The sequence below is a fragment of the Vibrio sp. T11.5 genome, assembly GCF_027587155.1.
GTDB lineage: Bacteria > Pseudomonadota > Gammaproteobacteria > Enterobacterales > Vibrionaceae > Vibrio > Vibrio neptunius.
The window spans coordinates 95,839-110,225 of record NZ_JAPPTP010000016.1 but is presented as its reverse complement, the minus strand read 5'-3'; the positions used below and the strand labels follow the sequence as shown (position 1 = coordinate 110,225).

At 46.1% G+C, this 14,387-nt stretch carries 11 protein-coding genes; 4 read left to right on the top strand and 7 right to left on the bottom strand.

The genetic code is table 11. From position 1 onward, the window contains the following. The 4 genes from OH455_RS16165 to fabB form a co-directional block, all read right to left on the bottom strand. Positions 1-2,908 (bottom strand): FimV/HubP family polar landmark protein (locus tag OH455_RS16165; RefSeq protein WP_333482729.1); only part of this gene is annotated, 2,908 nt, incomplete at its 3' end. Positions 2,909-3,109: 201 nt separating this feature from the next. After that, positions 3,110-4,123: an aspartate-semialdehyde dehydrogenase gene (locus OH455_RS16160; RefSeq protein WP_269982075.1), complete on the bottom strand. Its 1,014-nt coding sequence runs from the start codon at positions 4,121-4,123 to the stop codon at positions 3,110-3,112. After that, the gene (locus OH455_RS16155; protein ID WP_269982079.1) at positions 4,120-5,253 is read right to left on the bottom strand and encodes a 4-phosphoerythronate dehydrogenase; all 1,134 of its coding nucleotides are present in this window, start codon (positions 5,251-5,253) and stop codon (positions 4,120-4,122) included. Before OH455_RS16155 ends, OH455_RS16160 begins: the two co-directional genes overlap by 4 nt. Before the next feature lie 231 nt (positions 5,254-5,484). Next, positions 5,485-6,696 (bottom strand): beta-ketoacyl-ACP synthase I, encoded by a 1,212-nt coding sequence (fabB, locus tag OH455_RS16150; RefSeq protein ID WP_045974781.1) that lies wholly within the window; start codon positions 6,694-6,696, stop codon positions 5,485-5,487. Positions 6,697-6,824: 128 nt separating this feature from the next. On the opposite strand from fabB, the gene mnmC reads away from it, so the two are divergent. Beyond that, positions 6,825-8,843, top strand: a complete 2,019-nt coding sequence (gene mnmC / locus OH455_RS16145; RefSeq protein ID WP_269982074.1) for a bifunctional tRNA (5-methylaminomethyl-2-thiouridine)(34)-methyltransferase MnmD/FAD-dependent 5-carboxymethylaminomethyl-2-thiouridine(34) oxidoreductase MnmC — start codon at positions 6,825-6,827, stop codon at positions 8,841-8,843. Positions 8,844-8,895: 52 nt separating this feature from the next. Here the strand turns inward: mnmC and OH455_RS16140 are convergent, their stop codons facing one another. Both OH455_RS16140 and OH455_RS16135 read right to left on the bottom strand, forming a co-directional pair. Beyond that, positions 8,896-9,420: an NADPH-dependent FMN reductase gene (locus tag OH455_RS16140; RefSeq protein WP_045974780.1), complete on the bottom strand. Its 525-nt coding sequence runs from the start codon at positions 9,418-9,420 to the stop codon at positions 8,896-8,898. Positions 9,421-9,559: 139 nt separating this feature from the next. After that, positions 9,560-9,823, bottom strand: a complete 264-nt coding sequence (locus tag OH455_RS16135; protein WP_269982073.1) for a YfcL family protein — start codon at positions 9,821-9,823, stop codon at positions 9,560-9,562. Positions 9,824-9,981: 158 nt separating this feature from the next. Between OH455_RS16135 and OH455_RS16130 the strand changes: the two genes are divergently transcribed. Together OH455_RS16130 and OH455_RS16125 are read left to right on the top strand one after the other, a co-directional pair. Then, entirely contained in the window at positions 9,982-12,120 is a 2,139-nt protein-coding gene (locus OH455_RS16130) for an LruC domain-containing protein (RefSeq protein ID WP_269982072.1), read from the top strand. Positions 12,121-12,133: 13 nt separating this feature from the next. After that, positions 12,134-12,607: a hypothetical protein gene (locus OH455_RS16125; protein WP_269982071.1), complete on the top strand. Its 474-nt coding sequence runs from the start codon at positions 12,134-12,136 to the stop codon at positions 12,605-12,607. A gap of 34 nt (positions 12,608-12,641) precedes the next feature. On the opposite strand, the gene OH455_RS16120 is transcribed toward OH455_RS16125, so the two are convergent. Beyond that, a complete protein-coding gene (locus OH455_RS16120) occupies positions 12,642-13,172 on the bottom strand; it encodes an elongation factor P hydroxylase (RefSeq protein WP_269982070.1) in 531 nt (176 codons plus the stop codon). Between the two features lie 221 nt (positions 13,173-13,393). Between OH455_RS16120 and OH455_RS16115 the strand changes: the two genes are divergently transcribed. Then, entirely contained in the window at positions 13,394-14,017 is a 624-nt protein-coding gene (locus OH455_RS16115) for a trimeric intracellular cation channel family protein (RefSeq protein WP_206375758.1), read from the top strand. The last annotated feature ends 370 nt before the right edge of the window (positions 14,018-14,387 follow it).

Sequence of the window (14,387 nt, the reverse complement as noted above, 5' to 3'; positions counted from 1 at the left end):
TCTCTGGAGTCTCTGGAGTCTCTGGAGTCTCTGGAGTCTCTGGAGTCTCTGGAGTCTCTGGAGATGATGTGTCCGCTTGTTCCTGCTGCGCAAGTAAATCTTCCTCAACAGGCACATTTTCTTCAGCAGCAACGGCAGTGCTCTCATCTAACTGTGCTGAAGAAGTAACCGGAACTTCATGACTCTCTTCCAATTCAGAACTTGGGTTTTCGACTTCATCAATAGCAGACGTCAACCAGTCATCTTCATCATCTTGCTCAGACTCGGGACCCGCCGCTTCCGGCTCATCGAGTTCAAGGGGTTCCATCTCGCTTGAGAGAGCATCCTGATTTTCGTCCTGAGCCAAATCAAACTCAGACTCTTCGGCTAATTGAGGACTTTCCACTTCATCAATCGCTGAGGTAAGCCAATCATCCTCTTCTGGCTCTGGCTCTGGCTCTGGCTCTGGCTCTGGCTCTGGCTCTGGCTCTGGCTCTGGCTCTGGCTCTGGCTCTGGCTCTGGCTCTGGCTCTGGCTCTGGCTCTGGCTCTGGCTCTGGCTCTGGCTCTGCAAAGTTTGAGTCATCTTCAGGTTGCGCTGCAACAACTTCCTCAGATACTGCTTCACTTAAATCGGATTCATCCAAATCAAGCTCATCGAGCAATGGATCACCTTCGGGCGCAGAGCTCAACATGTCATCGATAAAATCTTCACTGGAGAATTTATCATCACTTGCCAGTGTTTCAGGCCCTTCACCTTCTTTTGGTTGATTTTCCTCTGGCTCAACTAATGGGATTTCTTCCTCTGGCACTTCCTGAACGGGCTCTTCGCTCTGTTTTTCTATTTCGAGCAATTCTTCAAATAGATCAGTCCCTTCATCACCGAGCTCTTCAGAAATAGGCTGTTCCTGCTGCGATTCCGCTTCAAATATATCATCGAGCAACTCAGTGCTATCTTCTAGAGAAGCGAGATCATCGATGTGATCATCGGTTAGAAATTCATCCAGTGTTTCTGTAGAGTCCGCATCCAGTTCATCGCTATCTTCAGTGATTAGTTCATCAAAGCTGTTGTCACTATCACTACTTAGGTCAAGATCATCACTTAAAAAGTCATCTAGCTCATCATCTTTACTGAAATCTTCGGTTCCATCATCGTCGATAAGTTCATCAAGTAGATCTGTACTGCCTTCATCGAGGGTCGGTGTTGGTTCTTCAACTAATTCATCCAGCAATGCGGTTTCATCGAGTGCTTCCGCTTCAAGTTTTTCAAGGTCCGCCTGGGCTTCTACTTGTGAAAAGAGGTCATCAATTTCACTGTCTGAAGCTAAATTCGGCTCATTGGCATCAGTAGCCTCGACACTACCGTCGTTACCGCTAAGATCGAAGTCATCACCAGCCTCATCTAACAATGAGTCGAAATCCAGATCATCACTTGAGTCATCAGAATCCGTCTCACTAAATAAATCATCTAACAGTGATTGATCCAATTCATCGGTCCCAAGATCTTCTGAATCTCCATCTGATGCCAGCAATGAATCTAACTCGTCTTGAGAAATATCATCGTCATCATCAGATAAGTCGAATTCTCCTTCCGGTGATTCGTCTTCAATAATGACCTCATCTAGCGCACGCTCCATCTCTTCTAGGCCGAGCGCTTTATCTTCGCTGTTAACACTGATGCCATTAGTGCTGGCATCTAGATCAGCGAGCGCTTCGTCCAGTTCGCCATCATCACCAATACCGGCGAATGGGTCTTCGCCATCTTCACCTTCAAGGTTGAAATCGAGATCGTTATCTTCTAAGTCGGCAAAGACATCTACTTCGCCATCTTCTCTAACTTCATCTAAACCAGAGTCATCCGAGAACAACTCCTCTTCATCGTCAGTTGATTCACCAAACAAGTCATCATCAAGCAACAAGTCATCATCGACCTCTTCATTTAATGAATCAGGAGTAATTGGTGCGACAGGTTGAACGGTTTGTTCGGTCGCGGTTTGTACTTCTTCTGAGTCTTCTTTCTTACGACGACCCAACAACATCATGATCAGCAAGCCAATCAGCAAGCCTGGGATAATAGCGGCAGCAGCGACGAGCCATGTATTAGAGAGCAACTCATCCAATGGTGATGGTTTCATCTTTTGCTCTTCTGCTAAACGTAAACGTTCAGCCTCTAGCAACTTCTCAACTTCAGTACGAATTCGAGATTCATCACCCAGCTCATCTTTTAGTACGTCCACTTCAGACTGAACATCAGCAAGCATTAGGCGTAATTTATGATTCTTCTCTTCCAGAGCCATCAACTCGCCTTCTGAACTTTCGAGTTGCTTTTCCAAAGTCGAAACTTGCGCTTTTTGCTCTTGCTTGGCTATTTTTGCTAAATCCGCATTTGGCTGCATTGCCGGTTTTGTATCATCCATCATTGGCTTTTCAGCGTCAGATGGTTTCATCTCTTCCGGTTGCTGCTGAGGCCGGATTTGCGGGGTTGGGCGAGAAACCGCAGGAATATCCGTCAAGCGTGCTTGATGGGCCGCCATGACATTAACGGCTTCTTGTGTCGAAACGCTTTGGACTTGCGCTAGAGAAGGAATTCGTAGCGTACTACCTGGGATAAGCTCGTGGATGTTTTGATTTTCAAATGCTTGAGGGTTGAGCTGATACACAGCAAGCAACGTTTGTTGCACAGAAACGCTGGCGGATGGACGCAAACGGCTAGCAATAGCCCAGAGTGTTTCTTGAGAAGTAGTTGGTCCATAAAAGCGAGAAGGCTCGTTGTTACGCAGATCTTGGGGGACAAAATCAGAATATTGCGGCGATGCTTGGATCTCGCCATCAGGTCCCTTAAGGCGAATAGTTTCTGCACTAACAATCGATGTCTGAGTCACGGCTACTAATGTAACAGGCAGCAGCAGACACTTAAAAATTCGAAGCATAGAAGGCTCAGCTATGTGCTCAATAAATTTTAATGTAATGATCTGTTAAATATATCGGATAAACACGCGAAAACTATAGGCGCATAGCTAAAAAATGTGTGGCTGCCGCCATATTCGCACTAATCTCACACTAAATTTTGGAATCTGATTAAAAAAGCCTCACACAATGGTGAGGCTTTGCTATGAAAGTTAATAATACGATCAGTAGTAGTCGCGAATCAGCACTTCTGCAATCTGAACTGCATTGGTTGCTGCGCCTTTGCGAACGTTATCTGCTACAACCCATAAGTTGATGCCACTATGATGGCTAATGTCGTTGCGAATACGACCAACCATCACGTGATCTTTACCGCCGGCATCACGAACCTGTGTCGGGAAATCGTCACCATGGAACACTTCAACACCTTTGGTCTGCTCTAGTAAATTCGCTACTTCCTGAGCATCAATTGGAGCACGTGTTTCGATATGAAGTGCTTCTGCATGACCGTAGAATACAGGTACTCGCACACAAGTCGGGTTGACCGTAATTGACGAGTCATTAAAGATTTTTTGAGTTTCCCACACCATTTTCATTTCTTCTTTGGTGTAGCCATTTTCCATAAACTGGTCAATTTGCGGCAGACAGTTAAAAGCAATCTGCTGCGAGAACTGTTCACTTTCAGCCGGCATGCCATTAAGCAGCTTAGCCGTTTGACCTGCCAACTCATCGATACCGGATTTACCAGCCCCAGAAACAGATTGGTAAGTCGAGACATTAATACGATCGATACCCACAGCATCATGAATCGGCTTAAGTGCTACCAACATTTGAATTGTCGAACAGTTCGGGTTAGCAATGATGTTGCGGTTTCGGAATTCGGCAATCGCTTCAGGGTTAACCTCAGGCACAACCAAAGGGATGTCATACTCATAACGGAAGTTAGAGGTGTTATCGATCACAATCACTCCTTCATCAGCAGCGACTGGCGCCCACTTGGCCGATAATTCTCCCCCAGCGGAAAACAAGCCAATGTGCACCTGAGACCAATCAAAATCTTCTACATTTTCAACTTTGATGGTCTTTCCGTTAAAGCGGTAAGTCTTGCCTTCACTACGCTCACTGGCTAGCAGAAAAAGGTCACCAACAGGAAACTTACGTTCCTGAAGTACTTCGAGAATTGTTTCACCGACTGCGCCGGTCGCACCTAAAATGGCAACGTTATATTGCTGGCTCATTGACTTACCTCAATTTGAAAACCTAATTTCGCTAGTGGTTGCAGGTTAGTTTCTGCATTTCCTCTTAGCGTGACTGCACTATATTCACGGCGCTCCCAGTAGTTCTTACGCATCAAGTCAAATGCACCAGGTTGACTGATTTCACGACGGAACAATGCATCGTCTTTACGCACATCATAGACCAGTTGCGTCAGGTTATGCAGCGTAGCCTCTTCCCAAGCCCTGTCCAATACCAAGGTCGGTACTGGAGCTGTTGGCAGAAGCTCACTGGCATGTGCACGTAAATCGTTATTCAGAAACTCGCAGAAGCTATTAAAAATCATCGTTGTTCCGCGAGCTTTTCCCTCTAAGCCATAACCGGCAACATGAGGGGTTGCGAATGCTAGCAGAGGCAGAAGCTCCATATCAACCTCTGGCTCGAATTCGAACACATCCAATGCAGCAATAAAGCCGTCTTGTTTTCTCAGACGAGCTTTCAAAGCAGCATTGTCAACAACCGGCCCGCGTGCCGCATTGATTAAAATTTGATCACAACGTAACTTATTCAACACATCTTCATTGATTAAGTGATGGGTCGGAAAGTCGCCATCACGAGTAATTGGAGTGTGAGTAGTAATGATATCTGCTTGCTCAAACAAGTCATCTAAAGGGGTGAAGTTGCGCTCATCTCCTGCCGCTTGCTTTGGAGGATCGTTGATAAGCACCTTAATACCTATACCTTCCAAGCATTGTTGCAGGTAGCTCCCTACCTGGCCTGCACCAATGATTCCAACGGTTTTATCAAATACAGAAAAGCCTTGTTGCTGCGCAAGCACCATCATAACGCTAAACGCATACTCTGCTACACCGACCTTGTTACATCCTGGTGCCGCAGTGAAAAAGATGCCTTTATCTTTGAGTAACGCCTGATCAACATGATCCATACCAGCGGTTGCTGTTCCAACAAACTTAAGCCGATTCGCTTTGGAAATCAGCTCGTCATTCACTTTGGTGACGGAGCGAATCATCAACGCATCTACATCGACTAAGTCATCGGCGCCCAGCGTACGTCCGGATTTTAAAACAACTTCGCCCAGCTGGCCAAAAAGTTGCTCAGCGTAAGGCATATTTTCATCAATTAGGATTTTCATGGCTTCAGAGATTTGATTTGGGAATGGCAGTGATTGTGCAGAAAAGCACAGTCTCTGTCGAGCACTAGCGGCAGAAAGAAAAATGCCCGGCATAAGCCGGGCAAAGTTCCAGAACAAAAGGATCCGGACCCGCTCTCCATGGGTCAGAGTCTGCGTCTGTTCAACTACGTTTTATTTCAAAGCGTAGTCAAGCTCTGGAAACCTGTATACTGGGACAACCCAGCAGTTAAGTTAGCCTTGGTATTTTTTGATAACAAGTGTTGCGTTAGTACCACCAAAACCAAAGCTGTTAGACATTACTGTCGTCAATTCTGCATCACGTGTTTCAGTCACAATGTCTAGACCTTGAGCTGCCTCATCCAGATTTTCAACGTTCACGCTTGGTGCGATGAAGTTATTGTCTAGCATCAGCGTTGAGTATATCGCTTCATGTACGCCAGCCGCACCAAGAGCATGGCCTGTCATCGCTTTTGTCGCAGAAATTGCTGGGCTGTTGTCACCAAACAACTCTTGAATAGCACCTAGCTCTTTTACGTCACCAACTGGTGTAGATGTACCGTGAGTGTTCACATAGTCAATAGACTCTACGTCTTGCATTGCCATTTTCATACAACGCACTGCACCTTCACCTGATGGTGCCACCATGTCGTAACCGTCAGACGTCGCGCCGTAACCTACGATCTCACCATAGATCTTCGCGCCACGTGCCAGAGCGTGTTCAAGCTCTTCGATAACCAGCATACCGCCGCCACCAGAGATAACGAAACCATCACGATCAGCATCGTAAGTACGAGACGCTTTGTCTGGTGTTTCGTTGTACTTAGTTGATAGTGCGCCCATAGCGTCAAACATCATAGTTTGAGACCAATCTAGCTCTTCACCACCACCTGCGAATACGATGTCTTGTTTACCTAGCTGGATAAGTTCCATTGCGTGGCCAACACAGTGTGCAGAAGTTGCACATGCAGAACTCATGGAGTAGTTCACGCCACGAATTTTAAACGGCGTTGCAAGACATGCAGAAACCGTTGAAGACATAGTGCGTGGAACCATGTAAGGACCCACACGTTTTACGCCTTTCGCTCGCATTGTGTCTGTCGCAACAGTTTGGTTCAATGCAGATGCACCACCAGAACCAGCAACAATACCTGTGCGATCGTTAGAAACTTGCTCGTCAGTCAGACCCGCGTCTTCGATAGCTTGCTGCATTGATAGGTATGCATACGCAGCCGCATCACCCATAAAGCGCATCTGTTTACGGTCAATGTGCTCTGATGGGTTGATTTTTAGATCACCCCATACCTGTGAACGAAGACCTTGTTCTTTAAACTGCTCAGAGGCAGTAATACCAGATTTACCTGCTTTTAGAGACGCTAAAACTTCTTCGACGTTGTTACCGATACTCGAAACAATACCCATACCGGTGATTACGACTCGTTTCATTATGACATTCCTATAATTCAAAAATCTGCTAGATGATAACTAAGTTACCTATGAAAAGTGGTCAGCTTTCCCGGAAAACCGTACAATCGCCACAACTTTATCGTCTTCATCACAAAAATTCAGACATTATGACCTCAATTACCAATGCTCAGCTGGGCTGGAACGACGCCGGAACCCCAGTATCAGACCAGTTTGATGACGTTTATTTTTCCAACGTAAACGGGCTCGAAGAGACCCGCTACGTTTTTCTTCATCAAAATCATCTGCCACAAAGATGGCAGGATTATGACCAACGTCGTTTTGTCATCGGAGAAACAGGTTTTGGTACTGGTCTGAATTTCCTCGCAGTTTGGCAATGGTTTGAAGAATTTAGGCGTCAAAACCCGGATGCGCCACTAAAAGAGCTGCATTTTGTGAGTTTTGAAAAGTACCCTCTAAGTAAAGGTGACCTGATAAAAGCTCACCAAGCTTGGCCAGAACTTGCTGAATACGCAAGAAAATTACAGCAATATTATCCAATTGCCGTGCCAGAGTGCCACCGAATTGTCTTAGAAAACGGTGCGATAACCCTAGATCTATGGTTCGGTGATATAAAAGATTGCATGCCTAACGTCCCTGTTGGCGAACAAGGTTTGATTGATGCATGGTTTCTTGATGGTTTTGCCCCTAGCAAGAATCCTGAAATGTGGAACCAAGAGCTGTTCAACGGTATGGCAAAACTTGCTAAACAAGATTGTACCTGTGCCACTTTCACTGCTGCTGGTTTCGTGAGACGGGGCTTGATTGAAGCCGGTTTCGAAATGAAGAAAGTTAAAGGCTTTGGCACCAAACGGGACATGATCGCTGGGCACCTAGCCCAGCGAAAGCCTCACACTAACCATAAGCCTTGGTTCCATCGAGATAGCAGTAGCTCGACTCAGTCCGTAGCGATTATTGGCGGCGGCATTGCCAGTGCCACGCTAGCAAAAACGCTCATTCGTCGAGGGATAAAAGTCACGCTATATTGTCAGGATTCAGAGGCTGCACAAGGTGCTTCCGGTAATCGCCAGGGCGCAATCTACCCATTGCTGAATGGTTCTCATACAGGTGTGTCCCGCGTCTTTGCTCCGGCTTTTTTGTTCGCTCGTCAATTTATTGTACAAGCAGCCCAATCGATTAAGTTTGATCATGATTGGTGTGGCGTGACTCAACTTATGTGGGATGAAAAGTCACAAGCTAAATTGGAACGTATGTTGACTGGCAATTTTGATAGTGGACTTATCCGCCAGCTAAACAGTGAGCAAACCAATCAAATACTTGGCTTACCGGTTGATATGAACAGCATACATTACCCACTTGGCGGATGGCTGTGTCCAGCCCAGTTCACTCAGGGATTGATTGGCAGACTCTCCCAAAACCCAGTGTTTGAAGTACATTATCAAACCAAAATAGATGATATGCGCTGGGATGAAGCACACGCTAACTGGACATTATGCAGCGGTGAGAAAAACTTCACTCACGATACTGTGGTAATAGCCAATGGTCATCAATTCAACGAGCTGCCGCCGACGAAAGACGTCCCGCTTGGACAAGTAAAAGGTCAGGTAAGCCATATTCCAACCAACAGCGAGCTCAACCAGCTCAAAACCGTGCTTTGCTACGACGGTTATATGACGCCAGTCAACCCGAATAATGGGTTCCACTGTATTGGCGCAAGCTACGACAGAGAGAATCTGGATCGTGAGTTTGATCCTATCGCGCAGCAAGACAACGCGGAGAAACTACGTAAGTGCATCCCAGCACAAAGCTGGCCTCACCAAGTAGACACATCAGGCAACCAATCACGTCAAGGGATTCGCTGTGTAAGCCGTGACCACTTGCCATTCATCGGCGCCGTCGGGGATTTAGACAAAACCAAGCAGGTTTACCGCAATCTACAAACCACCAAACAGCAAGACGCAGAAAAAGTGCCGTCCTACCCTAACCTGTTTTGCATGCTTGGGTTGGGTTCTCGCGGTTTAAGCTCAGCGCCTCTTTTGGCAGAAACCTTAGCTTCGCAGATATGTGGTGACCCATTGCCGTTACCAGTGGATGTTTTAGAAGCGCTTCACCCAAGCCGTATGTGGGTAAGGAAATTGAGAAAAGGCAAAGCCATCACTGAACTCTAAAGTGACAAAGAGAGCTTGCCGAGTCATTCTCTTTAAGCTCTCTTTCTTAACATCAAGGTAGCATTGATACAGCAGCTTTGACTTGCTCAGCCACTTCCAGATTTTTAAATACGCCGGACTCCAAATCAAAATTGTCGTAAAAGCTTGGAATAGATAAGGAGGCTTTCACTTCAGCGCCAAAGTATGGAGCAGAACCTGTTGCAGCAGCTAATACATTAGATGCACCGCCAGGGCCTGGTGATGTTGAAAGGTAAATGGCTGGTTTATTGGCAAATACATTACGCTCAATGCGTGTCGCCCAATCAAACAGGTTTTTGTAGGCAGCAGGATAAGAGCCATTGTGCTCGGCAAAAGAAATAACCAACGCATCAGCCTGAGCAATGTCTGCCAAAAACACTTTCGCCCCCTCAGCCTGACCGATTTGCTTTTCTTTATCTTCACTAAACAGCGGAACATCGTAGCTGTTAAGATCCAAAATAGTCACCTCTGCTCCTTCAACTAGATGAGCAGCATAAGTGGCTAACGTTTTGTTGATAGACGTAGAGCTGGTTGAAGCTCCAAAAGCGACAATCTTCATAATCTGATTTCCCGTTCGTTTCTCTATATGTGCTTAGAAGAATATCACTGAACAGAAAAGCAACAACCATAAATAATTTAAGAGGTTGTTCGAAAAACTCGAACAACCTCTTATTTAAGATAATTTAGTGTGACTCTGGTTAGGCGTTGTTCACTAGCTCAACCCATAGGTCATTGACAATAGTGCGGTCAGCAGGCGTGAGTTCTGAGCGAGCGTCATCCAAACTACTTTGAATGCGTCGTTTAAGTTCTTCTAAATCGTTGACGCCTTCTTCTTCACATGAAGCAGCTGATAGAGAAATATGCCCACGTAGGTAACCACCAGCAAACAATTCATCATCAGATGCGTTTTCAATACGCGCATCAATAATTTCTAGCAGCTTTTCTTCAAATTCAATAATCATAATGCTCTATTGCCCAGGTCAGTTTGATTCTCAAAAAGAGTGCAGAGCTTCTCACATTGAGAAAATTAACGCAAACCCTAGTTATATCAAGGGCTGACAGCATGGCACGCGCTGTGCAATTCCTCAACTATTCAACGAAGTTCAGCGAGGAAAGACCCATGGAAAGAAAACACACGGCTTTAAAGATATCAGTGATGGTCAGTACCTTGTTTCACGCATCGTTCACTTTTGCAGAGACACCATTCACCTCGTGTCCCACTCAGGCATTTTTAATTCAGAATCCAACAGGCACGCCAGTTGCCTATGGTGTCAACATCGACGTTGGTAGCTATGTAACCTTGGATTCCAATCTAGATACTGCAAAGCTAAATGGTGTAGGTTACAGCAAACATGACGATTTCATTTACGGCTGGGACTACGGTACGGCTTCTCTATCCCGAATTGATTCCACCTTTACAAAAACCTTACTCAATGTCAGCAAGCCTTCTGGTGCACCAACTTCTATCTATGTGGGTGACGTATCGCTTGATGAAAACGCTTGGTACGGATATCGACCAAGCTATGGACTCTACAGAATTGACTTAGATACCCTTGTCATGGAGCTTTCATCACCGCCTAGCCGATTCGGCAATCCTGCTATATACGATTTAGCCTTTCACCCTGACAACAGCCTAGCGTATTCCATCGATTCAAATGGTTATCTGTGGGAGATTGATGTCAACGCTGGTACTTCCATCCGACTGAACCAATTGTTAGATAAAAATGCACTCGGATATCGCTTTACTTTTGGCGCGGTCTATTTTGATGTTGATGGTAACTTCTACGCCAGCAACAACAGTAATGGGTATGTCTTCAAAGTAACCATCAATGGAAACAACTCCAGCGCAGAATTTTTTGCTTATGGCCCTTCCAGTAACTCCAATGATGGTGCTCGCTGTGCTCTCGCTCCAGTCGAGCCCAGTGAATACACCGATTTCGGCGACGCACCAGACAGTTACAAAACGACTTTCGCCTCCTCTGGTGCACGTCATGGTATGTCAGATCTTAAATTAGGCTCTGTTATCGATGGAGAGACCGACGGCAGCCCATATCCGCTTAGCGATGATACTTCAGATGGTTCGGACGATGATGACGGTATCCAATTCCCTGTTCCAATCCAGGTCGGACAAACCAGTAAAATCATCGCAACAGCTGCGGGGACATCTGGCAGTTCAGTACTCAATGCTTGGATTGATTTTGACCGAGATGGTGAGTTTGAGTCTAACGAAATCATCATCAGCGACCAATCAATGAGCGATAGTACTGGCGACATCTTCTTCACTGTTCCAACTTGGGCTGTCACTGGAGAGACTTGGGCCCGATTCAGAATTTCCAACACATCGGGCATTGGTCCAAGCGGAGGTGTTCCCGCTGGTGAGGTGGAAGATTATCTGGTCGACATTACAGAAAGCGGAGTGGTAACCGAACTCTACCCCAGCGGTGGCGGATACACTTCTTTCGCCTATGAAGATCAGTATCCGAGAAGCGGAGACTATGACATGAACGATGTACTGATGAACGTTAAGTACACAGAGTACCAGCTCAATGGCCAAGTCATTCGTATGAAAATGGAAGGCAAGGTCGCCGCTCTCGGTGGTAACTACCACTCAGGTTTCGCAATTCGATTACCTAATGTGGCAAGAGAAGACATAAAATCAGATTCCATCCAACTTTACGTGAATAACGCGCTGCAAACTGCGACCGTGCTAGAAACAGACACAGTTGATGCCGTATTCATCATTCACGAAGACTTATGGGACATTACTGAATCAGGTGAGGCCGAAGAGTGCACTATGTTCCGAACTCAAGAAAACTGCGGCACAAGTTATCGTCCAAGTTGGAGCCTAACCTTCTCGTTTGAAAATGCAGTCAACACATCTACCATGCCAGCATTCCCGTACGACCCATTCATATTTGCGGCTCCAGGTCATTATTACGGTGATATCGGTTATCAGTTGACAGGCGGCTTCCCAGGACGAGGTTTAGAAATCCACCTCAAAAACCAATCCCCGACCAGTAAGTTTGATACACGATACAAGTCTTACGGCGTCGATGCATCAAGTGGTAATACCCACTACCACGACGACAAAGGGCTACCTTGGGCTATAGAAATCCCTACTACTTGGCAACATCCGTACGAACAGGTCAATATTTTAGAGGCTTATACCAACTTTGACGATTATGCCGAAGACGCCACAGGTCAAACTGAACCGACCTGGTACGAAACTTCTGTAGATGGCAAAATTTATATCGACTAAGGGAGAGACGATTATGTGGAATATCAAACTAACGCACTTATTTGCAATGGTACTACTTGTTTCTCTCTATGGCTGTGGTGGCGGAGGTGGTGAAGCAGGATCTTCTGGCTCATCAACGGGTTCTTCGGCTGCTGCCGCATCAACCAATGAAGATTCCAACACTTTGGCCGATGTGCGTATCGATTATACCAACAATCTCACTTCGGTGTATCAGGTCGACATAGATGTCAGCCTACCTCACCTTTCAGCTTCGCAGGTTTACATCTCCGTTTGTGATAATGCCGGGGGGAGCGTGGAGTCTGTTGACTATGACAAATGCCTACTGAAAGCAGCGTTGCAATCCGGGACGGGCAGTTATCAACTACGGGTACCTAATCACTGCGCATCATTGATAGCGGTAGTTTCCGTCATGGAGCCCAACACTGCACCATTGGTCTATACGCTCAATCACAACAATCAAGCCGAAACGATTTGGCTCATTCAGTAACGAAAAGCAAACCAGTCGCATACTGCGGCTGGTTTTACATGACTTCAAACATGGAATAATCCAGAGCAGGCTGCTGATAAAATGACCTTAATGCATCTGAAAGCATACGAACACGCAGTGGCATGCCCTGCTCAAATATCTTGCCGACTTCCGTATGAACCTTGTGCATAAAGGCCAACCGATCAGGTTCAAAGTCTCCGTTTAAGTTGTCGCAACTCACTGTAAACGGAAAACCTGCGCTAAGAGAGAGGATCCACTCATACGCCTGAGGCCGAATTTCAACCTTCTCAAATTCAGCCTGAACCGCTTCAGTGCGCCCATCCGGTTGGTACCAATAGCCGAAATCCTCTAATAAGCGACGCTCTGGTCCTGCGACACACCAATGCGCGATTTCGTGAAGTGCTGACGCATAGAAGCCACGAGCAAAAATAATCCGGTGATTAGGCTGGCTGTCATCAGCTGGCAGGTAAATAGGCTCGTCGCCCCCTAACTCCAAACGCGTATTATATTCACTTAGAAAAGTGGCGTTAAAAATGTTGATCAGGTCCTGATATTTGTGGCTCATGGGAATAAAATCATGGTTTAAATTACAGCGCTCGGCATTCTCGCATTTTTGATCCCAATTGCAAATCCCTACACCAACTACTGACATTAGAAATAATTATGCGAAAACCCCCTTCACATTCATAAAATCTCATTCGTCATAGATCACATTTCCCACTAAACTGCCTTTTATTGGTTACAGAATGGTAAATTTCCAATCCGCTAGTCACGTAGGGCAAAACAATGTTATTGAGCATTTTATATATCATTGGCATCACGGCTGAAGCCATGACCGGCGCACTCAGTGCAGGTCGAAGAAAAATGGATTGGTTTGGGGTTATGCTCGTTGCAAGTGCAACAGCGATTGGCGGTGGAACAGTGCGCGACATCCTTCTCGGCCACTACCCGCTCGGCTGGGTAGAGAATCCACAATTTCTCGCGATCACCTGTATTGCGGGCGTGCTAACCACGGGATTAGCCAAATGGATCATCAAGTTTAAAGGGTTGTTCATTCGCCTCGATGCGCTGGGCCTGATTGTGTTTAGCATAATCGGTACTAAGGTGGCGTTAGCAATGGGCCATCATGTCATGATCTGTATGGTAGCGGCACTAGTAACAGGCGTTTTTGGTGGGCTATTACGTGACTTAATCTGTCGTCAAACACCGCTTGTATTGCACGAAGAGTTATACGCGTCTGTCGCCCTGATTGCTTCAGGCCTTTACCTAGCGTTACTGGAGTTTGGTATTAATGATGTCACCGCGACCATCTCAACTCTAGTCGTTGGCTACATGCTGCGCATGGCTGCGGTTCGCTTTAAATGGCGTCTGCCTTCATTCCACCTTGAGACTGAAGGTTCTCTCCACTAATTCACAACGCCCCGTTCTCGGGGCGTTTTATTCTCTAGCGGTCGCTCAACTATCAATAATATTCGACCGAATATTTACCGCTAAGGATCATTTGTGAGCCCGCTTGGATTTAACACCAAAACCTTCCATCGAAGCGCGATTGTGCGATGAAAGTACATTCAAGTATTCTGCAAATCTCTTCATGGGTTTAATAACGCCTCTTCAGGACGACACACTTACTCACCAATCGCTAACATATTGATGCAACTTTCAATGATGAGTGCATAGCGGGTTAATTATCCGTTAATTTGTCCTGTGACCTTTTGCACAAACACAGCAGACGACTTATTTTACTCTGGTCGCCCGCAAGGAAGAGTCTGATTTCACTATC